The organism is Streptomyces sp. NPDC005805, from assembly GCF_040630445.1.
Taxonomy (GTDB): Bacteria; Actinomycetota; Actinomycetes; order Streptomycetales; family Streptomycetaceae; genus Streptomyces.
Window position 1 is genome coordinate 38,742 of the sequence record NZ_JBEXXN010000014.1, and the last position, 23,147, is coordinate 61,888.

The following is a 23,147-nucleotide window of genomic DNA, read 5'->3' on the forward strand; positions in this document are numbered from 1 at the left end:
CCTTCGGGTAATTGGTTTAGACCTGTGGGCTTTCGGGCACCCGGCGGTGCGGGGCCGAAGCGCCTCGTACCGCCGGGTGGTGGCGCCCCGGCCCCGAGCGGTGGGGAGGGGTGCCACCCCTTCCCACGGCCGGGGCGTCCGCGCGGTTCAGTCGCATGGCGGAACCATGCGGACACGCCGGGCCAGGCGGGCAAATAGGGCAATCGCTCACCTGATTCGGTGATTAGTGATTTCATCGCGGCCCGTCGGCCCCGCCCCTTCGCCCCCTCGGTGCGACCTTGTCGGCTCCACGACACCGCCATCAGACAGTCGTATCGGCATATGAAAGAGGTGGGCGGATGCTGGCCGTCACGAAGGTCACCAAGAGAACCGTCGCCGTCGGCGCAGCCGCCGCGGCCCTGATCGCCGGGCTCGCGGGGTGCTCCACCTCCGGCGGTGACCGGGGCGGGAGCGGCAGCGAGCCCGGCGCCCAGGCGGGGAAGGAGGGTGTCGCGGCGCCCAAGAGCGCCGTCCGCCTGATCGGTGACGGGTCCACCGCCTTCACCGGCGCCCAGCCCAACCTGCTCAAGCCCAAGCGCCTCGCGCCGGGCGAGAAGCCGCCCCAGTTCGTGGTCTTCTCCTGGGACGGCGCCGGCGAGGACAGCCAGAAGCTGTTCTCCCGCTTCCGCGCGATCGGCAAGAAGTACGACGCGACGATGACGTACTTCCTCAGCGGCGTCTACCTCCTCCCCGAGGAGAAGCGCGCCCTCTACGAGCCGCCGCAGCACGCCGCCGGCCGCTCCGACATCGGCTTCAACGACGTCGAGGGGATCAGGAACACCGTCCGCGAACTGCGCGCCGCCTGGCAGGACGGCAACGAGGTGGGCACCCACTTCAACGGCCACTTCTGCGGCAAGGACCGGGGCGTGGGCACCTGGTCGGTCGACGAGTGGAAGAGCGAGATCGCCCAGGCCAAGTCCTTCGTGAAGAACTGGAAGACCAACGCCGGTCTGGCCTCCGCCGACCCGCTCCCCTTCGACTACGACAAGGAGCTCATCGGCGCCCGCACCCCCTGCCTGGAAGGGCAGGAGAACTTCATGCGCGCGGCGAGCGAACTCGGCTTCCGCTACGACACCAGCGGCGTCAACGACCAGGTGTGGCCCCAGAAGAAGCACGGCCTGTGGGACGTCTCCCTCCAGTTGGTGCCCGTCCCCGGGCGCGCTTTCGAGACGCTGACGATGGACTACAACTTCCTGGTCAACCAGTCGGTCACCACCCAGGGCGACCCGGCCATGCACAAGGTCTGGGGCAACCAGATGCGTGACGGGCTCCTCCGGGGCTTCGAGCGCGCCTACAACGGCAACCGGGCTCCGATGATCATCGGAAACCACTTCGAGTCGTGGAACGGCGGCGTCTACATGGACGCCATCGAGGAGACCATCGCCACGGTCTGCGTGAAGAGCGACGTCAAGTGCGTGTCGTTCCGTCAGCTCGTGGACTGGCTCGACGCGCAGGACCCGCTGGTCCTGGAGAAGATGCGGCAGCTGAAGGTCGGCGAGGCGCCCCAGGGCGGCTGGGCGCAGTTCCTGGCGGCGCCCCCGGAGGCCGCCGCTCCGCCGGCCCCCAAGTCCGGCCGGTAACCGAACAGGCGGGCTGAGCACCGGACTTGCTCCTCACCGGGGCAGGCACCGGACGTGTTCCGCACGCGGGGTGGTCACGGCGACGCCGTGACCACCCAGCCGTGTGGTCAGCCCGGCTGCGGCACGGCCGCGTGCTCGCCGAGCACGAAGGAGGGGTCGACCTGGGCTGCCAGGTCCGCCCCCGTCTTCGCGTTCCCCCAGCTCTCCGCGTTCCGCAGATGGAAGTGGACCATCTGCCGGGTGTAGCGCTCGGGGTCCCGCCGCTCGTACGTCCCGTCGGCCGCGGACCTCAGGGCCCGCAGCGCCTCGCGGTTCCCCGTCTCCAGGCGGTCGAAGTGCGGCGGCCGGCCCTTCTCCATGGCGCGGACCCAGTCCGAGTGGCCGACGGTCACCAGGAGGTCGTCGCCCACCTCCTCGCGCAGGAAGTCCACGTCCTCGGGGCCCTGCACCTTGTTGCCGACGACCCGCAGGGCCACGCCGAAGTCCCGCGCGTACTCCTTGTACTGGCGGTAGACGGACACCCCCTTGCGTGTGGGCTCGGCCACCAGGAAGGTCATGTCGAAGCGGGTGAACATCCCGGAGGCGAAGGAGTCCGAGCCGGCCGTCATGTCGACCACGACGTACTCGCCGGGGCCGTCGACCAGGTGGTTGAGGCACAGCTCCACCGCCCCGACCTTGGAGTGGTAGCAGGCGACCCCGAGGTCGGACTCGGTGAACGGGCCGGTCGCCATCAGCCGGATCCCGCCGTCGTCCAGGGCGACCGGGCGGGCGCACGCCTCGTAGACCGGGTTCTCCTCCTGGACCCGCAGCAGCCGGGACCCGTGGCCGGGCGGAGTCGTCTTGATCATGGTCTCGGCCGAGGTGATCCGGGGGTTGGTCCCCCGCAGATAGTCCTTGATCAGCGGAAGCCGGGCCCCCATGGCGGGCAGCGCGGCGGCCGCCGCCTCGTCCAGACCGAGTGCGGCGCCGAGGTGCTGGTTGATGTCGGCGTCCACGGCGATGACCGGGGCCGACTCGGACGCGAGGTGGCGGATGAAGAGCGACGACAGGGTCGTCTTCCCGCTGCCGCCCTTCCCTACGAAAGCGATCTTCATGTTCACCTAGGGTAGCCGCATAGCTGCACATGGTTGTCAAGTGCGTGAAGAAGACCACTCCAAGGTGGGGTCCCGGGCGCGGGCGCGTAGCCTCGCTGGTTATGAGTACGAACGCCTCGTCGACCGATCCGCTCGCCGCTCTCGGCGCGCTCCCGGGTGTCACGGACTCCGTGGACTCCGTCCGCAAGGCCGTGGACCGGGTCTACGGGCACCGGGTCATGCGCCGGCGCAGCAATGAGATCACCTCCGAGGCGGCGCTGCGCGGAGCCCGTGGCTCCGCCGCCCTCTCCGGGGCGGACTGGGCCCTCGAAGAGGTGCGCCGGCGCACCGACTTCGGCGGTGAACCCGAGGCGCGCACCGTCGGCGCCGCCCTGCGGCTGACCGCCGAGGCCGGTCAACTGCTCTCGATCTGGCGGCAGTCCCCGCTGCGGGTCCTGGCCCGGCTGCACCTGGTGGCGGCGAGCGGGGGCGCGGACGACACCACGGTGGGGCGCCCGCGGCTCGCCGGTGAGCAGGTCGACGAACCCCTCGTCGAGGCGGCCCTGCCCGACGCGGCCGAGGCCGCCGGACGCCTGGACGGGCTCGCGGAGCTGATCGTCACCGGCAGTTCGGCGCCCGCCCTGGTCTTCGCAGCGGTCGTGCACGGGGAACTGCTCGCCCTGCGGCCGTTCACCTCGCACAACGGGCTCATCGCCCGGACCGCCGAGCGCATCGTCCTGATCGGCAGCGGACTCGACCCCAAGTCGATCTGCCCGGCCGAGGTCGGGCACGCGGAGCAGGGGCGCGCGGCGTATCTCGCCGCCTTCGAGGGCTATCTCTCCGGGACGCCGCAGGGGATGGTCGCGTGGATCGCCCACTGCGGGCGGGCCGTGGAGCTGGGGGTGCGGGAGTCGACCGCGGTCTGCGAGGCGCTCCAGCGGGGCGCCGCCTGAAGCCTGTGCGGATGCGCACGGGCACAGAGATGCGGCGGTACCTTGTGGTACCGCCGCTGGCATGTCCACCCAGTTACCAAGCGTCCTCGTGTATACGCCCATCAGGTCGGGTTCTTTGCCCGTCACCTGGTGCGGCTGGCCCGTAATCGACGGGTCGACGTCGCGTGGGTGCTCGGCTTCCATGCATCGGTCCGTGGGGCCTTTGTGCGTGTTAAAGGTGATCCTTTCGGATGTCCTCGGTCTCGCGGGCCGTTGAATCCTTTGTACTCCTGCGTGCTGCGATGCGAAACCCCTGCCCGCAGATCTTTACTTTCAGGTTCAAACGGGGTGAAAACCGGCCATGGCCCGGAGTGGTGGGGCGCCGGGCCGTGCGCGGCCGTGGCACCCGGACCCGGTCCGTGGCCGGCCGCGGCGCGCCGGGCTCAGACCGCCGCCGCGCGTGCCGCCCCGCGGCGGCGGCTGGCGTACCAGACGAGCCCGGCCGTCGCGGCCGCCGCCCCGACGGCCGCCGCGGCCACCAGCGCGGGCCGGGGCGGCATCGACAGGGCGGGCAGCCGCTGCTTGAGCCGCACCGGGCGGTTGAAGACGAGGACCGGCCAGTCGCGCTGCGCCGCCTCCCGCCGCAGGGCCCGGTCCGGGTTGACCGCGTGCGGGTGGCCGACCGCGGCGAGCATCGGGATGTCGGTCGCCGAATCGCTGTACGCGTAGCACCGCGACAGGTCGTACCCCTCCGACTCGGCCAGCTCGCGGACCGCCTCCGCCTTGGTCGGGCCGTAGGCGTAGTAGGCGATCTCGCCGGTGAAGCAGCCGTCGTCGCCGACCACCATGCGGGTGGCCACCACCCGGTCCGCGCCCAGCAGTTCGCCGATCGGCTCCACGACCTCGGCGCCGGAGGTCGAGACGATGACCACGTCCCGGCCGGCGGTGTGGTGCTCCTCGATCAGCGAGGCCGCCTCGTCGTAGATGATCGGGTCGATGAGGTCGTGCAGGGTCTCCGCGACGATCTCCTTCACCTGCTGCACGTTCCAGCCCTTGCAGAGCGCGGACAGGTACTCGCGCATCCGCTCCATCTGGTCGTGGTCCGCGCCGCCGGCCAGGAAGACGAACTGCGTGTAGGCGGTGCGCAGCGCGGCGCGCCGGTTGATCAGCCCGCCCTGGTAGAAGGACTTGCCGAAGGTCAGCGTCGAGGACTTCGCAATGACCGTCTTGTCCAGGTCAAAGAAGGCGGCGGTGCGCGGCAACGAGTGGTTTTCCACGCGCAGAGCATATGCGCCCGCCATTCGGCGTACGCTAGGGCGCGTGGGTTTGCCTGAGAAGGCTCTCGGGTACACCATGGAAGTCACGGATCGTTCGCGACCGTGCTAACCCGGCCCGGCTCCTCCCCCCCCGAGTCGGCCGGAAAGACGACCCCCGCTCTCCCCCCCGGCGGGGGTCGTCGCATGTCCGGGTGGGTTTTGGGTCCAGTCGCCCGTTCGATCGCACATCTGCCGCCCTCGCGGCCGCCGTTCCGGCAGCGGAAGGCCCTGCCCCGGATTTGTCACTCTGTGTAGTTGTCGTGCTGCGCTGCGGGAGGAATCGCCGCTCACCGGTATGAGCTACCGGGATATTCACAGGCGGCAGGTTGTCCACAGTTTTTCAGCAAGATCCACACGATTTTCCGGTGCGCTCCACCGTGATTCCAGCCGCGAACTTCGCGGGCCGGAGGAAAACGCGCGTTCCGTCGCCATGCGGACGCGCACGGAGAGGGGTGGGACCGTGGCCGGATCCATCGCATCGCAGCGACCGCACACCGGTGAAGCACGCCGGGACGGACCGCTGATCGTCACCGAGGACACCGATCTGCTGGACGACCTGCTGCGCCTGTGCGCGGCGGCCGGAGCGGAGCCGGAGGTTCACCACGGCGTGCCCGAGCGGCGGGGCGTCTGGGAGGGCGCGCCGCTGATCCTCGTCGGCGGGGACGCGGCCGACCGCTGCCGCGGGGCCGCCCGGCGCAGCGGCGTCCTGCTCGTCGGCCGGGACCAGGACGATCCCGATGTATGGCGGCGCGCCGTGGAGATCGGCGCGGACAGCGTGCTGTGCCTGCCCGAGGCCGAGACCTGGCTGGTCGACCGGCTGGCGGACGTGGTCGAGGGGGTGGGGCGTCCGGCGCTGACCGTCGGGGTGATCGGCGGGCGCGGCGGGGCGGGCGCGTCGACGCTGGCCTGCGCCCTCGCGGTCACCGCGGCCAGGGCGGGCCGGCGCACCATGCTCGTCGACGCGGACCCGCTCGGCGGCGGGCTGGACGTGCTCCTCGGCGGGGAGCACGCGGAGGGCCGCCGATGGCCTGATTTCGCCGCCTCCAAGGGGCGAGTGGCGGGCGGAGCGCTGGAGGAGTCGCTGCCCCGGCTGCACTCCCTGCGGGTGCTGAGCTGGGATCGCGGCGATTCCGTGGTCGTCCCGCCGGAGGCGATGCGCTCGGTGCTGGCCGCCGCGCGTCGCAGGGGCGGGGTGGTCGTCGTGGACCTCCCGCGCCGGGTGGACGAGGGGGTGGCCGAGGCGCTGGCCCAGATGGACGTGGGGCTGCTGGTGGTGCCGGGCGAGCTGCGGGCCGTCGCCGCGGCGAACCGGGTGGCGTCGGCGGTGGGCATGGTCCTGGCCGATCTGCGGGTCGTCGCCCGGGGGCCGTACGCGCCGGGGCTGGACGACCGCTGGGTGGCCGGAGCCCTGGGGCTGCCGCTCGCCGGCGAACTCCCGGTGGACCCGGGCCTGCCGTCCGCGCGGGACGACGGCTCACCGCCGGGCGCGGGCGGCCGGGGGCCACTGGCCAGATTCTGCGGCGCCTTCTGGGAGCAGGCCCTTCCCGCGGAGGCCGGGTCATGAGCACCGGGCTGCTGGACGCGGTCCGCCAGAAGCTGGCGGAGAGCGGGGCCGAGCCCACCCCGGCCCGGGTGGCCGCCGCACTGCGCGCCCAGGGGCGGCTTCTGGGGGACGCCGAGGTCCTGGGCGGCACGGCCCGACTGCGCGGCGAACTGGTGGGCACGGGCCCGCTGGAACCCCTGTTCGCCGACTCGTCCGTCACCGATGTGCTGGTGTCCGCGCCCGACCGGGTCTGGGTGGACCGGGGCATCGGTCTGGAGCTGACCGATGTCACCTTCGCGGACGCGGCCGCCGTGCGCCGGCTCGCCCAGCGGCTGGCCGCCGTCGCGGGGCGCCGCCTGGACGACGCCCGGCCGTGGGTCGACGCGCGGCTGCCCGGCGGCACCCGGATGCACGCCGTCCTCCCGCCGGTCGCCGTGGAGTCGACCTGCCTCTCCCTGCGGGTGGCCCGGCACCGGGCCTTCTCCCTGGAGGAGCTGGTCGCGGCGGGCACGGTGCCGCCGGGTGGCGACCGGGTCCTCGCGGCGCTGATGAGGGCACGGCTGTCGTTCCTGATCAGCGGGGGCACCGGCACGGGGAAGACCACGCTGCTGAGCAGCCTCCTCGGTCTCGTCGGCGGCCGGGAACGGATCGTGCTCGCCGAGGACTCGGCGGAGCTGCGGCCCGACCACCCCCATGTCGTGCGGCTCGAATCCCGGCCGCCCAACCAGGAGGGCGCGGGCCAGGTGACCCTGCGGGACCTCGTCCGGCAGGCACTGCGGATGCGCCCCGACCGGCTGGTGGTCGGGGAGGTGCGAGGACACGAGGTCGCCGATCTTCTGGCCGCCCTGAACACGGGTCACGAAGGGGGCTGCGGCACGGTCCACGCCAACGCGGCGGCGCATGTGCCCGCGCGGCTGGAGGCCCTGGGCACCACGGCCGGGCTCGACCGGGCGGCTCTGCACAGCCAGTTGGCGGCGGCTCTGGCCGTCGTGGTCCACCTGGTGCGGAGCCCGGCCGGGCAGCGGCGCGTCGCGGAGATCCATGTGCTGGAGCGCGATCCCGCCGGGCTGGTCGTCACGGTGCCGGCCCTGCGGTGGGGGCCCGGGGCGTTCACCCGGGAGGCGGGCTGGCGGCAGCTGTGCGAACTGACCGGGGAGCGGCTGTGAGGACCGCGGAGGCGATGTGCGCGGCGGCCGTCTGCGCGGGAGCCGCGGCCTGGCTGCTGGCCGGCCGGGAGCACCAGGGGCGGCGGCGGGCGAGGCTGCTGCTCGCCGGGGGTCCGGCCGCCGACTGGCCGCCGAGGTGGTCGTGGACCGGAGTGCCGGACGCCGTCCGCCGCCACCGGGAGTGGCTGTGCGTGCCCGCGGGGCTTCTGCTGGCGGTGCTGGCCGCGTCCGTGGTGCCCGCCGTGCTGGGCGCCCTGGCCGTGCCGCTGGTGCGTCGGAAGCTGGGCAGCGGGGCCCGGAGGCAGGAGCGGGACCGCCGGGCCGAGGCCGTGGTCGCCCTGTGCGGGGCCGTCGCGGGGGAGCTGCGTGCGGGGCTCCAGCCGGGGCAGGCCCTGCGGACGGGAGCGCGGAGCACGGGGGCGCTCGGGGACGCGGAACCGGCGGTCTTGGCGGCGGCGCGGTTCGGCGGGGACGTGCCCGAGGCCCTGCGGGACGCGTCCCGGCAGGACGGGGCCGAGGGACTGGCCGGTATGGCGGCCTGCTGGCAGGTGGCCGTGGACAGCGGCGCCGGGCTCGCCGCCGGACTGGACCGGCTGGAGGCGGCCCTGCGGGCGGAGCGGGAACAACGGGAGGAGCTGAGAGCGCAGTTGGCCGGAGCGCAGTCCACCGTCGTGCTTCTCGCGCTGCTTCCGGCCGCCGGGCTCGCCATGGGCTGGGCGCTCGGCGCGGATCCGCTGCGGGTGCTCTTCCACACCCCGGCCGGGTACGCCTGCCTGGTCGCCGGGGGCCTGTTGGAGGCGGCCGGGCTGCTGTGGGCGGGGCGGATCGTCCGCGCGGGGGAGGCGTCATGACGGCCGACACCCTGCACCGGCTGGGGGCGGTGCTCTCCGGGCTCGCCGCCGCCGGAGCCCTGGTCGCCCTGGTCTCGGCGCACCGGCGGGCGCGGGCGGGGCGGAGACGGATCGAGGCCCTGCTGTCCGTCGAGCGCCAACAGCGCCGTGCGCGGGCCGTGTTGCGCCATCGGCTGCGGGAGGCCGCCGCGCCCCTCGGTGCCCTGGCGGCCTGCTATGTGCTCGTCGGCGGCCCGGCGGGGGCGCTGGTGGGGGTGGTCGCGGGGCTCGGCGTCCGGTACGGGGTGCGGCGCCGGCAGCGGGCCGGGGCGGGGCGCCGTGGGGGCGACGGGGAGGTCGGTGCGCCTGTCGACCCGGCCGTGGCCGCGCGTCAACTGCCGCTGGCAGCAGACCTGCTGGCGGCGTGCATCACTGCGGGCGCGGGTCCGCGTGAGGCCGCCGAGGCGGTGGGACAGTCGCTCGGCGGCCCGGTCGGGGGGCGCCTGGCGGCGGTCGCGGCCCATCTGCGGCTCGGGCGCGAACCGGTGGACGCCTGGGAATGGTTCGGCCGCTCGGTGGGCGCGGACGCCCTCGCACGCTGTCTGGAGCGCGCGGACTCCACCGGGGTGCCGATGGCGGAGCCGATGGCACGGCTCGCCGACCGGCTCAGAGCGGAGCGCGCCCGTGCGACGACCGCGCGCGGACGCCGTGCCCAGGTGCAGATCACGGCGCCGGTGGGGCTCTGCTTCCTGCCCGCCTTCCTCGCCATCGGAGTGGCACCGGTCGTGATCGGTCTCGTCGGCGGCCTGCTCCGGGCCGGCTGACGCCGTTCCTCCCAGTCATCTCACTCATCAGCAGCAGTTCATCAACGGCTTTTCACATCAGGAGGTTGCACATGGGGTCGTACATGAGGTCGCACATGCGGGAGACGATCCGGCGCGCGGCAGGCCGGGGCAGGGGCGGGCCGGGCGGCGGCCTGCGCGGTGCCTGGGCGCGGGCGGTGGGCGGGCTCGCGTCGAGGCTTCGCGGGGACGGCGGTATGACCACCTCCGAGTACGCCATGGGGACCATCGCCGCGTGTGCGTTCGCGGCCGTGCTCTACAAGGTGGTCACCAGTGGGGCGGTGTCCAAGGCTCTGGAGTCCGTCATCAAGAAGGCCCTCGATGGACAGTTCTGAGGCCAGGGCTCCGGCCCCGACCCGGCGGCCGCGCGGTGTCCGAGACCGGGGGTCCGTGACGGCGGAGGCGGCGGTGGCCCTGCCGGCGCTGGTGGTCTTCGCCGCGGCGCTCGTCTGGGGGCTCATGGCCGCTGCGGCGCAGATCCAATGCGTGGACGCGGCGCGGGCCGGGGCTCGGGCGGCCGCCAGGTCGGAGCCCGTCCCGGTCGCGGTCTCGGTCGCCCGCGCGGCCGCGCCGTCCGGGGCCCGGGTCGCGGTGGAGCGGGACGGGGACCTCTGGCGGGTCCGGGTCGAGGCGGCGGCCCCCGGGCCGGGCGGGCTGGGGCTGACCCTGCGCTCGGGGGCGGCGGCCGCGGCGGAGGACGTGGTGGGCGGGGACGGGCCGGTGCCTGGGCCTGCGCCGCCCGGAGCTGTTCCGGGGGCCGGGCCGGTCCCTGGCGGGGCGGAGGCGCGTCGCGGGCCCGGCGGTGGCGAGGCGCTCCCGGGGCGGGATACCGGCAACGGCGCGGCGGGGGTGGGGACATGAGGGGCCGCGCCCTGAGCCGGCGCGGCGCGGGCCCGGGTGCCGACCGGGGGTCCGCCACCGTATGGGTGGCGGCCGTGACCACCGTGCTCTGCGCGGTGTTCGCCGTCGTCCTCGCCCTGGGGCAGGCGGTCGTCGCACGCCACCGGGCCGCGGCCGCCGCCGACCTCGCGGCCCTCGCCGCCGCCGACCGCGCCCTCGGCGGGGCGGAGGCGGCCTGCGGGTTCGCGGGGAAGGTCGCCCGGGCGCAGGGGGCCGAGGTGGTCCGGTGCGTGGTGACGGGCGAGATCGCCGAGGTGACGGCGCAGGTCCGGTTCGGCCCGTACGCGCCGCGCGGCCAGGCGCGGGCCGGTCCTGCCGGACCGGTTCCCGGGGGCGCGGAGCCGCCCGCTCAGCCGTCCCGGGGCGGCGGGCCGTCGGTCACCCCCGGCTCGCCGCAGGCGGGCGACCGGGCCGAAGTCCCCGGCTCGTCCCCGGCGTTCTGGCCCGCCAAGGCGTCCGGGCCGTCCGGGCCGTCCGGCACGGCCGGGTCCTCCGGGGCGCCGTGCAGGAGCTCGGTGAGCAGCCGGACGGCACCCCGCTTGTGCAGGGGGTCGTTCCCGTTGCCGCACTTGGGGGACTGGATGCAGGACGGGCAGCCCGCCTCGCACTCGCAGGAGGCGATGGCCTCCCGGGTCGCGGCCAGCCACTCCCGCGCGGTGCGGAAGGCGCGTTCGGCGAACCCGGCGCCGCCCGGATGGCCGTCGTACACGAAGACGGTCGGCAGCAGGGTGTCCGGGTGCAGGGGCACGGCGACACCGCCGATGTCCCAGCGGTCGCAGGTCGCGAAGAGCGGCAGCATGCCGATCGAGGCGTGCTCGGCGGCGTGCAGGGCGCCCCCGAGCTGCTCCGGACCGATCCGGGCCGCGTCGAGCTGGTCCTCGGTGACCGTCCACCACACGGCCCGCGTCCGCAGGGTGCGGGGCGGCAGATCGAGTTTCGACTCGCCGAGCACCTCACCGGTGACCAGCCGGCGGCGCAGAAAGGAGACGACCTGGTTGGTGACCTCCACCGATCCGTAGCACAGCCGCCCGTCGCCCCACGGAATCTCGACGTCCGTCTCCAGGACGGAGACGGCGGTCGTGTCCCGGGCGGTGGTCGAGTACGGGGGGTTCGCCTCCTCCACGAGGGCGACCGAGTCCTCCAGGTCGAGGTTCTTCACCAGGTAGGTGCGGCCCTGGTGGAGGTGGACGGCGCCGTCGTGCACGGAGGCGTGGGCCGCTTCCTCGTCGACCGTGCCGAGGAGGCGTCCGGTGGCCGCCTCCACGATCTGGACCGGCCGGCCCCCGCCGCCCCGGATGTCGGTCAGGTCGCAGGCCCGCTCGCGGCGCGTCCAGTGCCAGCCCGAGGTCCGGCGGCGCAGCAGCCGCGCGCTCTCCAGCTGGGGCATCAGCTCGGCCGTCGCGGGCCCGAACAGCTCCAGGTCGGCCTCGGTGAGGGGCAGCTCGGCGGCGGCCGCGCAGAGGTGGGGCGCGAGGACGTAGGGATTGTCCGGGTCGAGCACGGTGGACTCCACCGGCCGCCGGAACAGCGCCTCCGGATGGTGCACCAGGAAGGTGTCCAGCGGGTCGTCCCGGGCGACCAGGACCGCGAGGGCCCCCTGTCCGGACCGTCCGGCGCGCCCGGCCTGCTGCCACAGGGAGGCGCGGGTCCCCGGGTAGCCGGCGATCACGACGGCGTCGAGCCCGGCGACGTCCACCCCCAGTTCCAGGGCGGTGGTGGCGGCGAGCCCGAGGAGTTCGCCGGAGTGCAGGGCCCGCTCCAGGGCGCGGCGCTCCTCGGGGAGGTAGCCGCCCCGGTAGGAGGCGACGCGCCGGGGGAGGGACCGGTCGACCTCGGCGAGGCGCTCCTTGGCGATCACGGAGATCAGCTCCGCGCCGCGCCGGGAGCGCACGAAGGCCACGCTGCGCACGCCCTGGACCGTCAGGTCGGTGAGCAGATCGGCCGTCTCGGCGGTCGCGGTGCGCCGCACGGGGGCGCCGCGTTCCCCGTGGAGCTCGGTCAGGGGCGGCTCCCACAGGGCGAAGACCAGTTCGCCGCGCGGGGAGGCGTCGTCGGAGACCTCCCGGACCGGCAGGCCGGTCAGGCGCCGGGCCGCCACCGCCGGTTCGGCGGCGGTGGCGGAGGCGAGGAGGAAGACGGGATCGGCCCCGTAGCGGGCGCAGAGCCGGCGCAGGCGGCGCAGTACCTGGGCCACATGGGAGCCGAACACGCCCCGGTAGGTGTGGCATTCGTCGATGACCACGTAGCGCAGTGAGCGCAGGAAGGAGGACCAGCGGGGGTGGGCGGGGAGTATCCCGCGGTGGAGCATGTCCGGGTTGGTCAGGACGTAGTTGGCGTACTGGCGCACCCACTCGCGTTCCTCGACGGGGGTGTCGCCGTCGTAGACCGCCGGGCGGACGCGGTTGCCCAGCGGGACCGCGAGTTCCCGGACGGCCCGGCGCTGGTCGGCCGCGAGCGCCTTGGTGGGCGCCAGGTACAGGGCCGTGGTCCCCCGGCCGTTCGGGGCCTCAGCGCCGTCCAGAAGGGCGCTGAGGACCGGGGTGAGGTACGCGAGGGACTTGCCGGAGGCCGTGCCGGTCGCGATGACCACGGATTCCCCGTCGAGGGCGTGCTCGGCGGCCTCGGCCTGGTGGGTCCAGGGGTGCTCCACGCCGGCCTGCTGGACGGCCGCGATCACATCGGCGCGGATCCGGTCGGGCCAGACGGCATGCCGGCCCGGCCTCGGGGGCAGGTGCTCCGTATGAGTGATGCGCGCGGCCCGGTTCGCCCCTGCGGTGAGCCGGTCGAGGACCTCGCCGGGGGAGGGGCGGTTTTCCCCGCTCCCGGGAGGTCGACTGGGACGCTGATTCTTGGCCATCGGCACCGAGTGTGTCACTGGCGTGACGGACAATGGTCCCAAGGCGTCGTGCATGGCTGCTGGTAAGTGATTGAATGCCATCGCGGCTGGCGACCGTCCTCCGGCTCCGTCGGGGAGACCTCAGGGGGCGGCCGCTCGATAGCAAGGTGCTGGAGGATCCGTGGACCTGTCCCTGTCGACTCGCAATGTGTCCGGCCCTGGTGGCGACCGTACGGTCGTCGAGGTCGGTGGCGAGATTGATGTCTATACCGCGCCCAAGCTGCGCGAGCAGTTGGTCGAGTTGGTGAACGACGGCAGCTACCACCTGGTTGTCGACATGGAGGGCGTGGATTTCCTCGACTCCACCGGCCTCGGTGTGCTCGTCGGCGGTCTCAAGCGTGTGCGGGCCCACGAGGGCTCGCTGCGCCTGGTCTGCAACCAGGAGCGCATTCTCAAGATTTTCCGGATCACGGGCCTGACCAAGGTGTTCCCCATCCACACCACGGTCGACGAGGCCGTCGCGGCCACCGACTGACGGTCGGCCGGGACTGCCGGAAGCAGGAGGGGCACCGGGCATCCAGCCCGGGCCCCTGATACGCACGCTCGTACTCCGAGGGGGATCCGCCATGGCCACCGTCGAGCTCCGGTTCAGCGCCCAGCCCGAGCATGTGAGGACGGCGCGGCTCGTCGCCGCCGCCGTCGCGCGCCGGGCCGGGGTCGACGAGGCGGTGCTCGACGAGGTCCGTCTCGCCGTCGGTGAGGCGTGCAGCCGTGCGGTCGGGCTGCACCGCAGCCACGGCATCACGGCGCCGGTGCGGGTCGCGCTCACCGAGGAGGAGAAGGCGTTCTCGATCGAGGTCGGCGACGAGGTCCCGAGCGCCGGCTCCGAGTCGTCCGCGGCCGGCGGGCCGGGCGCGGACGAGGACGCCGATCCGGAGGGCGAGGACGAGATGGGCCTCGCCGTGATCAGCGGTCTCGTCGACGACGTGGAGGTCTCCTCCACCGACGTCGGCGGGCTGATCCGCATGAGCTGGCCCGCGACACCGCCTCCGGCCACCGCCGGGTCCTGACGGGTCGCGTCCCGGGCGAGTGGGCCCGGGACGGCCGTCCGTTTTCCCGCCCAGTCACCCGTTCGGCCCAATGAGGTCCGGCCGGATCAGCGCCGCGCGGCCCACTCGGGGCCCGGCGCACCGCCCCCACGCCTGGCCCGCCCGGGCCACGCCGGCCCGCCGCCGGTGACCGGCCCCGCCGCCCGAGCCCTGCCGCGCCCCGTCCGCGCGCCCCGCAGGCAGCCCGCCCGCTCGCGCCGCCCGAAGGGCGCCCCGACGAGCAGGGCGTCTGATCGGCAATTCCGCCTGCCATTCGGTGACCGGGCGCGCGCCAATCACTGATCCATCACCACAGATCACTGATCGGCGATGCATCGGAAACGCCCCCGGCCCATTACTGCATTCGGACGCATTTCCCGGAATCGATCATTTCCCGAGTGGCGGAACAAGGTCGTTCGTATTTGTCGCGCTCTGTTTTGATCGGGTTCTGATCCCTACAATCCGTCCACATCTGAGCTCTGAGCGTCAAGGAGGACGAATGACGGGGCTCTCCAACCCACACCTGACCGATCGTCCCGCTTTCCACATGGCGGCAACGCTCACGGACGACAACCGGTTGATCGTCGTCGTCATCGCGGTCGTCGCCCTCGCGGCGCTGGTCGTCGCCCAACTGCTCGTGCGCCAGGTCCTCGCCGCGGGCGAGGGCACCGATGCCATGAAGAAGATCGCCGCTGCCGTCCAGGAAGGCGCCAACGCCTATCTGGCACGGCAACTGCGCACCCTCGGCGTCTTCGCCGTCGTGGTGTTCTTCCTTCTTCTCCTCCTGCCCGCCGACGACTGGTCGCAGCGCATCGGCCGATCACTCTTCTTCCTGGTGGGCGCGCTCTTCTCGGCGGCCACCGGATACATCGGAATGCGGCTGGCCGTCCGCGCGAATGTCAGAGTCGCCGCCGCGGCCCGTGAGGCGACCCCGGCGGAAGGCGAACCGGAAAAGGATCTGACCGCCGTCGCGCACAAGGCGATGAAGATCGCTTTCCGTACCGGTGGTGTCGTCGGCATGTTCACGGTGGGCCTCGGCCTGCTCGGCGCCTCGTGCGTCGTGCTCGTCTACGCCGCCGACGCGCCCAAGGTGCTGGAGGGCTTCGGCCTGGGCGCCGCCCTGATCGCCATGTTCATGAGGGTCGGCGGCGGTATCTTCACCAAGGCCGCCGACGTGGGGGCCGACCTCGTCGGCAAGGTCGAACAGGGCATCCCCGAGGACGACCCCCGCAACGCGGCGACCATCGCCGACAACGTGGGCGACAACGTCGGCGACTGCGCGGGCATGGCGGCCGACCTGTTCGAGTCCTATGCCGTGACGCTGGTCGCGGCGCTCATCCTCGGCACGGCGGCCTTCGGAGACGCCGGGCTGGCCTTCCCGTTGATCGTCCCGGCGATCGGCGTGGTCACCGCGATGATCGGCATCTTCGCGGTCGCCCCGCGGCGCGCCGACCGCAGCGGGATGTCCGCCATCAACCGCGGCTTCTTCGTCTCCGCGGTGATCTCCCTGGTCCTGGTGGCGGTGGCCGCCTTCGTCTATCTCCCGTCCTCGTACGCGGAACTGGACGGCGTCGGCGACGCGGCGGTCGCCGCCCACGACGGGGACCCGCGCGTCCTCGCCCTGGTCGCGGTCGCCATCGGCATCGTGCTGGCCGCGCTGATCCAGCAGTTGACCGGCTACTTCACCGAGACGAACCGGCGTCCCGTCCGGGACATCGGCAAGTCCTCGCTCACCGGGCCGGCGACCGTCGTCCTCGCCGGGATCTCCATCGGTCTCGAATCCGCCGTCTACACGGCCCTGTTGATCGGCCTCGGCGTCTACGGGGCGTTCCTCCTCGGCGGCACCTCCATCATGCTGGCGCTGTTCGCCGTGGCGCTCGCCGGCACCGGGCTGCTGACCACGGTCGGCGTGATCGTCGCCATGGACACCTTCGGCCCGGTGTCCGACAACGCCCAGGGCATCGCCGAGATGTCCGGGGACGTGGAGGGCGCGGGGGCGCAGGTCCTCACCGACCTCGACGCCGTCGGCAACACCACCAAGGCCATCACCAAGGGCATCGCCATCGCCACCGCGGTCCTCGCCGCGGCGGCCCTCTTCGGGTCCTACCGCGACGCCATCGCGACAGCGGCCCGGGACGTGGGGGAGAAGCTCGGCGACGGCGCCCCGATGAACCTGGTGATGGACATCTCCCAGCCCAACAACCTGGTCGGCCTGATCCTCGGAGCGGCGGTCGTCTTCCTCTTCTCCGGTCTCGCGATCAACGCCGTGTCCCGGTCCGCGGGCGCGGTGGTCTACGAGGTGCGCCGCCAGTTCCGCGAGCACCCCGGGATCATGGACCACACCGAGAAGCCCGAGTACGGGCGCGTCGTCGACATCTGCACCAAGGACGCGCTGCGGGAACTCGCCACGCCCGGGCTGCTCGCCGTGATGACCCCGATCGCGGTCGGCTTCTCGCTGGGGGTCGGCGCGCTGGGGGCGTTCCTCGCCGGGGCGATCGGCACCGGCACGCTCATGGCCGTCTTCCTCGCCAACTCCGGTGGCGCGTGGGACAACGCCAAGAAGCTGGTCGAGGACGGGCACCACGGCGGCAAGGGCAGCGCGTCCCACGAGGCGACCGTGATCGGGGACACCGTGGGCGACCCGTTCAAGGACACCGCCGGCCCCGCGATCAACCCGCTGCTCAAGGTCATGAACCTGGTGGCCCTGCTGATCGCGCCCGCGGTCGTGCAGTTCAGCTTCGGGGAGGACGCCAGCGCGGGTGTGCGGGCCCTGGTCGCGGTGCTCGCCGTGGCCGTGATCGTCGGCGCGGTGTACGTCTCCAAACGGCGCGGTATCGCGGTCGACGGGGACGACGGTCCGGACGCGGCCGGGCGCGGTTCGGGTTCGGCGGCACCCGATCCGGCGGCGGTTCCCTGACAGCCGGTCACGGCTCGGACGGACGGCGGACCTTGGTGCACCGGTGAGTGCGCCCGAGGGCCCGCCGCCCGTTCGGGCGGGGTGCCGGGTGAGGCTTCTCTCCCTTGGTGCAAATGGCTTCAATAGCCTATGAACCGGACTTCACGCATGTGGTGGTCGCCCGTACGGCGTGTATGTTCCGGGGCCGAGAGCCTCGGAAGGGACCCATCCGGTGAACAAGAAGCTTGCGGCCGCGCTGTCCGGCGGTGCGGTACTGGTACTGGTGCTGTCGGGATGCGGCGACGACAGCGAGGAAAAGGTCAACGACTGGGCCAAGAAGGTCTGCGACCAGGCACAGCCGCAGATCAAGAAGCGGGCCGACGCCCAGCAGGCCATCATCTCCACGGCCGCGGACGGCGCTCCCGCCGACATCCAGGCCGCCGACTCCAAGGCGTTCGCCGACATCGCCGCCGCGGACAAGGCACTTGCCAAGGCCGTGCAGGACGCGGGCGTCCCCCCGGTCGACGACGGCGAGAAGCTCCAGAACGACGCGGTACGGGAACTCAACGCCACGGCCGCCGAGTACCTGAAGCTCAAGGAGCAGATCGACGGCCTCGACCCCAAGGACCAGCAGAAGTTCGCGGACGGCCTCCAGGGCGTCGCGGAGGGCCTGCAGAAGATCGAGCGCATGGACCAGGCGGCCCTGAACAAGCTCCAGTCCGGTGAGTTGGGCAGCGCGATGGCGAAGCAGCCCGGCTGCCAGCGCGCCCAGACCTCCAGCCCCGCGTCCGGCGCCGGCGCCGACGCCTCGCCGAGCAAGGCGTAGCGCCGGCGCGCGCCGCCCCCGCGAAGCCCCCGGGGCCGTCCGCCGATTCCCGGGGGCGGCAGGCGTGAGTTGTCGGTGGCGGCGGCCACAATGGGAAGCGTGAGTACGACCCGTCTTCCCGCACCCGGTCACGCCCCACGGCTCCGTGACGCCTTCGCCGCCGCCGACTTCACCGCCGACGGCCTCCTCGACCTGCTCGGAGCCCCCGCCTACGCGGCACTGGCCCGCAGCGAGACGGTGCCCGCCCTGCGGGCCACCCGCGGCGACGGCCCGCTGGAGGCGCTGGTCCGGCTCTTCCTGCTCCAGCGCCCCGTCCCGTACGAGCGGGCGCGCCGCGCGCTGCCCGTCGAGGAGTGCCTCGCCGACGGCTGGCTCACCCGGGACGGCGACGAGGTGCGGGCCACCGTGGACATCCGGCCCTACGGCGGGCCCGAGGGCCAGGACTGGTTCATCGTCTCCGACCTCGGCTGCGCCGTCGGCGGGGCCGGGGGTGCGAGCGGCCAGGGCGAGGGCGTCGTCCTCGGCGTCGGCGGCGCCTCCACCACCCTCGCCGGGATCACCGTGCGCACGCCCGTCGCCTCCGCCCTCGACCTGGGCACCGGCTCCGGCATCCAGGCGCTGCACGCCGCCCGCCACGCCACCCGGGTCACCGCCACCGACCTGAACCCCCGTGCGCTGGACTTCACCCGGCTCACCCTCGCCCTCTCGGGGGCCGCCGAGGCGGACCTGCGGCAGGGCTCGCTGTTCGAGCCCGTCGCCTCCGAGACCTACGACCTGATCGTCTCCAACCCCCCGTTCGTGATCTCCCCGGGCGCCCGGCTGACCTACCGGGACGGCGGGATGGGCGGCGACGACCTGTGCCGCACCCTCGTCCAGCAGGCCGGCGACCGGCTGAACGACGGGGGATACGCCCAGTTCCTCGCCAACTGGCAGCACGTCGAAGGGGAGGACTGGCAGGACCGGCTGCGCTCCTGGGTGCCACGCGGCTGCGACGCCTGGATCGTGCAGCGCGAGGTCCAGGACGTCACCCAGTACGCGGAGCTGTGGCTGCGCGACAGCGGCGACCACCGCGCCGACCCGGCGGGCTACGCCGCCCGGTACGACGCCTGGCTGGACGAGTTCGCCGCCCGCGGCACCAAGGCGGTCGGCTTCGGCTGGATCACCCTGTTCAAGTCCGGCTCCGACCGGCCCTCGATCGTGGCCGAGGAGTGGCCGCACCCTGTGGAGCAGCCGCTCGACGCGACCGTCCGCGCCCACTTCGACCGCCAGGAGTATCTGCGCGCCCACGACGACGCGGCGCTCCTCGCGGACCACTTCACGCTCGCGCCCGAGGTGGTCCAGGAACAGGTCGGCCTGCCCGGCGCGGAGGACCCGGAGCACGTGGTGCTGCGCCAGAACCGCGGGATGCGCCGGGCGACCCGGGTCGACGCGGTGGGCGCGGGCTTCGCCGGGGCGTGCGACGGGACGCTGCCGGCCGGCCGGATCCTGGACGCCATCGCCCAGCTGATCGACGAGGACCCCGTCCTTCTGCGCGACCGCACCCCGCAGGCGGTACGGCTCCTGGTGGGGGAGGGCTTCCTGATTCCGGCGGGGCGGGCGGAGGCGTAGGCCGGGCCCAGCCCGGTTCGGACCGGGCACGCGCCGGGTCAGGGCTCGCCCCGGGCCCGGCGGAATCGCGTCACCCGCCGCCGTCGATTCGGCCATTGTTCGGATTGCGCGCCCGGCCCCGGTCGCTCCCTGCGGGTGCCCGCAAGGAGCGACCGCAATAAAGAGGAGGGGCGCACTCCGGGCCCGTGGCGCGCCGAGCCGACGACCCCGCGGACCGGCGGGCCCGCGCGACCGGCCGGGTGAACCCACGCGTCGTTCACCGCGAATTCGCGTCGGCGACGTCCGGGGGTGCCAGCCTCGGCCTCCATACGACCGAGGCGCCAGAGAAGGGCCGGGTGGCGAGATGGAGAGCGGACCAGCGATCTTCGCGGGAACGGCGTTCACACTGTTCGGAGCCGGACTGCTGCTGTGGACCGGGGTGCGGCTCGCCCATCGCGCACCCGTCGCCCACGGAGTGAGCCCCGCCACGGCGACCGCCTGCGGAATCCTCTGCGGGGCCGCCTTCCTCGCCGCCGGGGTGTGGTGCTTCGGACGTCTCTGACGAGGGCCTACGACAGGCCCGGCAACGGACGACGTACCGGTCCGGGCGGCACAAACCGCCGGAGTCGGGTTACCGTTCGAGTGGCCGTTGCGGGCTTTTGCCGTTTGACACGGGGGCGGGTTGTACCGTCACACTCCGCAGCGACAGCAGCGTCACAGCAGTGCCGTCGCGCTCGTACCCACACCGGTGCCGCGTGCCGCGCCGCTGTGAGCGCCCATCGGATGTCGACCGGAGAGAAGAGCGAAGTTGTCCCCGACCAGCGAGACCGCACAGGGCGGCCGCCGACTCGTGATCGTCGAGTCGCCTGCCAAGGCGAAGACGATCAAGGGCTATCTCGGCCCCGGCTATGTCGTCGAGGCGAGCGTCGGGCACATCCGCGACCTGCCGAACGGGGCCGCCGAGGTCCCGGAGAAGTACACCGGCGAGGTGCGCCGCCTCGGGGTCGACGTCGAACACGACTTCCAGCCCATCTATGTCGTCAACGCCGACAAGAAGGCGCAGGTCAGGAAGCTCAAGGAGCAGCTCGCCGAGTCCGACGAACTCTTCCTCGCCACCGATGAGGACCGGGAGGGCGAAGCCATCGCGTGGCACCTCCTGGAGGTCCTGAAGCCCAAGGTCCCCGTCCACCGGATGGTCTTCCACGAGATCACCAAGGACGCGATCCGCGAGGCCGTGGCCAACCCGCGCGAGCTCAACAAGCGCATGGTCGACGCCCAGGAGACCCGCCGCATCCTCGACCGCCTCTACGGCTACGAGGTCTCGCCGGTCCTGTGGAAGAAGGTCATGCCCCGGCTCTCCGCCGGCCGTGTGCAGTCCGTCGCCACCCGGCTCGTCGTCGAGCGGGAGCGCGAGCGCATCGCCTTCCGCTCCGCCGAGTACTGGGACCTGACCGGCACCTTCGCCACCGGCCGCAAGGGCGACAGCTCCGACCCCTCCGTCCTCACCGCCCGTCTGAACACGGTCGACGGGCGGCGCGTCGCGCAGGGCCGCGACTTCGGCCCCGACGGCCGGCTCAAGAGCGAGCAGGTCCTCCACCTCGACGAGGCGAACGCCCGCGCGCTGGCCGCCGCCCTCGCGGAGGCGTCCTTCGCGGTCCGCTCGGTCGAGTCCAAGCCGTACCGCCGCTCGCCGTACGCCCCCTTCCGCACCACCACCCTCCAGCAGGAGGCGTCCCGCAAGCTGGGCTTCGGGGCGAAGGCGACCATGCAGGTCGCGCAGAAGCTGTACGAGAACGGCTTCATCACCTATATGCGTACGGACTCCACCACGCTGTCCGACACCGCCGTCGCCGCGGCCCGCGCCCAGGTGACCCAGCTCTACGGTTCGGACTACCTGCCGGGGAAGCCGCGCACCTACGCCGGCAAGGTCAAGAACGCGCAGGAGGCGCACGAGGCGATCCGCCCCTCCGGCGACCGCTTCCGCACCCCGGCGGAGACCGGCCTGAGCGGCGACCAGTTCCGCCTCTACGAGCTGATCTGGAAGCGGACCGTCGCCTCCCAGATGAAGGACGCGACCGGCAACAGCGTCACCGTGAAGATCGGCGGCCGCGCCTCGGACGGCCGGGACGCCGAGTTCACCGCGTCCGGCAAGACGATCACCTTCCACGGCTTCATGAAGGCGTACGTCGAGGGCGCGGACGACCCCAACGCCGAGCTGGACGACCGCGAGCGCCGGCTGCCGCAGGTCGCCGAGGGCGACGCGCTGTCCGCCGAGGAGATCTCGGTCGACGGCCACGCCACCAAGCCGCCCGCCCGCTACACCGAGGCCTCGCTGGTCAAGGAGCTGGAGGAGCGGGAGATCGGCCGCCCGTCGACGTACGCGTCGATCATCGGCACGATCCTCGACCGCGGCTATGTCTTCAAGAAGGGGACGGCCCTCGTCCCCTCCTTCCTCTCCTTCGCCGTGGTCAACCTGCTGGAGAAGCACTTCGGCCGGCTCGTCGACTACGACTTCACGGCCCGGATGGAGGACGACCTCGACCGCATCGCGCGCGGCGAGGCGCAGGCGGTGCCGTGGCTGAAGCGTTTCTACTTCGGCGAGGGCGACGCGGCCGGCGCCGCCTCCGAGGCGGGCAACGGCGACGGCGACCACCTCGGCGGCCTCAAGGAGCTGGTCACCGACCTCGGCGCGATCGACGCCCGGGAGATCTCCAGCTTCCCCGTCGGCAATGACATCAAGCTGCGCGTCGGCCGCTACGGCCCGTACGTGGAGCGCGGTGAGAAGGACGCCGAGGGCCACCAGCGCGCCGACGTCCCCGACGACCTCGCCCCCGACGAGCTGACCGTGGAGTTGGCCGAGGAACTCCTCGCCAAGCCGAGCGGCGACTTCGAGCTGGGCACGGACCCGGAGACCGGCCGCCAGATCGTCGCCAAGGACGGCCGCTACGGCCCGTACGTCACCGAGGTGCTGCCCGAGGGCACCCCGAAGACCGGCAAGAACGCGGTCAAGCCGCGCACCGCCTCGCTCTTCAAGTCGATGTCCCTGGACACGGTCACGCTGGCGGACGCGCTCAAGCTGATGTCCCTGCCGCGGGTGGTCGGCACCGACGCCGAGGGCGTCGAGATCACCGCGCAGAACGGCCGCTACGGCCCCTACCTGAAGAAGGGCACCGACTCGCGCTCCCTGGAGACCGAGGAGCAGCTCTTCACGATCACGCAGGACGAGGCGCTGGCGATCTACGCGCAGCCGAAGCAGCGCGGCCGGGCCGCGGCCAAGCCGCCGCTGAAGGAGCTGGGCACCGACCCGGTCAGCGAGCGTCCGGTGGTCGTCAAGGACGGCCGCTTCGGCCCGTACGTCACCGACGGCGAGACCAACGCGACCCTGCGGACCGGCGACAGCGTCGAGGAGATCACGCCGGAGCGCGGCTACGAGCTGCTCGCCGAGAAGCGGGCGAAGGGCCCGGCCAAGAAGAAGACGGCCAAGAAGGCGCCCGCGAAGAAGACGGCGGCCAAGAAGACCGCGGCGAAGAAGACCACCACCGCGAAGACGGCCGCGAAGAAGACGACGGCGTCGAAGACGACCGCGTCCAAGACCGCGGCGAAGAAGACGGCGACGAAGACCGCCGCCAGGAAGACCGCGCCCTCCGCCGGGCCGGCCGAGGAGTAGGACGGCCCGGCCGGTGTCGGGCCGGT

18 protein-coding genes and 1 pseudogene are annotated in these 23,147 nt (G+C 73.2%); 16 read left to right on the forward strand and 3 right to left on the reverse strand.

Annotation, left to right across the window (positions count from 1 at the left end):
* Positions 1 to 338 precede the first annotated feature (338 nt).
* The gene (locus ABZ457_RS10730) at positions 339 to 1,619 is read left to right on the forward strand and encodes a hypothetical protein (protein WP_359156184.1); all 1,281 of its coding nucleotides are present in this window, start codon (positions 339 to 341) and stop codon (positions 1,617 to 1,619) included.
* A 107-nt stretch (positions 1,620 to 1,726) separates the two neighbouring features.
* Here ABZ457_RS10730 and ABZ457_RS10735 read toward each other — a convergent pair whose 3' ends face one another.
* The gene (locus tag ABZ457_RS10735; protein ID WP_359156186.1) at positions 1,727 to 2,713 is read right to left on the reverse strand and encodes an ATP-binding protein; all 987 of its coding nucleotides are present in this window, start codon (positions 2,711 to 2,713) and stop codon (positions 1,727 to 1,729) included.
* A 101-nt stretch (positions 2,714 to 2,814) separates the two neighbouring features.
* Here ABZ457_RS10735 and ABZ457_RS10740 point away from each other — a divergent pair, with 101 nt between their 5' ends.
* The gene (locus ABZ457_RS10740) at positions 2,815 to 3,645 is read left to right on the forward strand and encodes an oxidoreductase (RefSeq protein WP_359156188.1); all 831 of its coding nucleotides are present in this window, start codon (positions 2,815 to 2,817) and stop codon (positions 3,643 to 3,645) included.
* Positions 3,646 to 4,067: 422 nt separating this feature from the next.
* Here ABZ457_RS10740 and ABZ457_RS10745 read toward each other — a convergent pair whose 3' ends face one another.
* Entirely contained in the window at positions 4,068 to 4,925 is an 858-nt protein-coding gene (locus ABZ457_RS10745) for an HAD-IB family hydrolase (protein ID WP_359156190.1), read from the reverse strand.
* Positions 4,926 to 5,400: 475 nt separating this feature from the next.
* Here ABZ457_RS10745 and ssd point away from each other — a divergent pair, with 475 nt between their 5' ends.
* The 7 genes and pseudogenes from ssd to ABZ457_RS10780 all read left to right on the forward strand — a co-directional run.
* A complete protein-coding gene (gene ssd / locus ABZ457_RS10750; protein WP_359156192.1) occupies positions 5,401 to 6,504 on the forward strand; it encodes a septum site-determining protein Ssd in 1,104 nt (367 codons plus the stop codon).
* Positions 6,501 to 7,649 carry a TadA family conjugal transfer-associated ATPase gene (locus tag ABZ457_RS10755; RefSeq protein ID WP_359156194.1) on the forward strand — a complete coding sequence of 383 codons (1,149 nt, stop codon included), beginning with the start codon at positions 6,501 to 6,503 and terminating at the stop codon, positions 7,647 to 7,649. The genes ssd and ABZ457_RS10755 overlap by 4 nt, the downstream gene beginning before the upstream one ends.
* Positions 7,650 to 7,663: 14 nt before the next feature.
* Entirely contained in the window at positions 7,664 to 8,500 is an 837-nt protein-coding gene (locus ABZ457_RS10760) for a type II secretion system F family protein (RefSeq protein ID WP_359156305.1), read from the forward strand.
* Positions 8,497 to 9,303, forward strand: coding sequence for a type II secretion system F family protein (locus tag ABZ457_RS10765; protein ID WP_359156196.1), 807 nt, complete (start codon positions 8,497 to 8,499; stop codon positions 9,301 to 9,303). Before ABZ457_RS10760 ends, ABZ457_RS10765 begins: the two co-directional genes overlap by 4 nt.
* 95 nt (positions 9,304 to 9,398) lie before the next feature.
* A complete protein-coding gene (locus ABZ457_RS10770; RefSeq protein ID WP_359156198.1) occupies positions 9,399 to 9,656 on the forward strand; it encodes a DUF4244 domain-containing protein in 258 nt (85 codons plus the stop codon).
* Positions 9,643 to 10,182 (forward strand): TadE family type IV pilus minor pilin, encoded by a 540-nt coding sequence (locus ABZ457_RS10775; protein WP_359156200.1) that lies wholly within the window; start codon positions 9,643 to 9,645, stop codon positions 10,180 to 10,182. The genes ABZ457_RS10770 and ABZ457_RS10775 overlap by 14 nt, the downstream gene beginning before the upstream one ends.
* Positions 10,179 to 10,535 (forward strand): annotated as a pseudogene (locus ABZ457_RS10780) (Rv3654c family TadE-like protein); the annotation flags it as partial. The gene ABZ457_RS10775 and the pseudogene ABZ457_RS10780, both read left to right, overlap by 4 nt.
* A 35-nt stretch (positions 10,536 to 10,570) precedes the next feature.
* Here ABZ457_RS10780 and ABZ457_RS10785 read toward each other — a convergent pair.
* Positions 10,571 to 13,159, reverse strand: a complete 2,589-nt coding sequence (locus ABZ457_RS10785; protein WP_359156202.1) for a DEAD/DEAH box helicase — start codon at positions 13,157 to 13,159, stop codon at positions 10,571 to 10,573.
* A gap of 79 nt (positions 13,160 to 13,238) precedes the next feature.
* Between ABZ457_RS10785 and ABZ457_RS10790 the strand changes: the two genes are divergently transcribed.
* The 7 genes from ABZ457_RS10790 (at position 13,239) to topA (ending at position 23,121) form a co-directional block, all read left to right on the forward strand.
* The gene (locus tag ABZ457_RS10790) at positions 13,239 to 13,592 is read left to right on the forward strand and encodes an STAS domain-containing protein (RefSeq protein WP_003967428.1); all 354 of its coding nucleotides are present in this window, start codon (positions 13,239 to 13,241) and stop codon (positions 13,590 to 13,592) included.
* Between the two features lie 91 nt (positions 13,593 to 13,683).
* On the forward strand, positions 13,684 to 14,127 hold the full coding sequence (locus tag ABZ457_RS10795) for an ATP-binding protein (RefSeq protein WP_359156204.1): 444 nt from the start codon (positions 13,684 to 13,686) through the stop codon (positions 14,125 to 14,127).
* A 517-nt stretch (positions 14,128 to 14,644) separates the two neighbouring features.
* Entirely contained in the window at positions 14,645 to 17,062 is a 2,418-nt protein-coding gene (locus ABZ457_RS10800) for a sodium-translocating pyrophosphatase (protein ID WP_359156206.1), read from the forward strand.
* A 211-nt stretch (positions 17,063 to 17,273) separates the two neighbouring features.
* Positions 17,274 to 17,867: a small secreted protein gene (locus ABZ457_RS10805; protein ID WP_359156208.1), complete on the forward strand. Its 594-nt coding sequence runs from the start codon at positions 17,274 to 17,276 to the stop codon at positions 17,865 to 17,867.
* Positions 17,868 to 17,957: 90 nt separating this feature from the next.
* Positions 17,958 to 19,475, forward strand: a complete 1,518-nt coding sequence (locus ABZ457_RS10810) for a methyltransferase (protein WP_359156210.1) — start codon at positions 17,958 to 17,960, stop codon at positions 19,473 to 19,475.
* A 343-nt stretch (positions 19,476 to 19,818) separates the two neighbouring features.
* Positions 19,819 to 20,016, forward strand: a complete 198-nt coding sequence (locus tag ABZ457_RS10815; RefSeq protein ID WP_018845834.1) for a hypothetical protein — start codon at positions 19,819 to 19,821, stop codon at positions 20,014 to 20,016.
* 246 nt (positions 20,017 to 20,262) lie between these two features.
* The gene (topA, locus tag ABZ457_RS10820) at positions 20,263 to 23,121 is read left to right on the forward strand and encodes a type I DNA topoisomerase (RefSeq protein WP_359156213.1); all 2,859 of its coding nucleotides are present in this window, start codon (positions 20,263 to 20,265) and stop codon (positions 23,119 to 23,121) included.
* Positions 23,122 to 23,147: the final 26 nt, after the last annotated feature.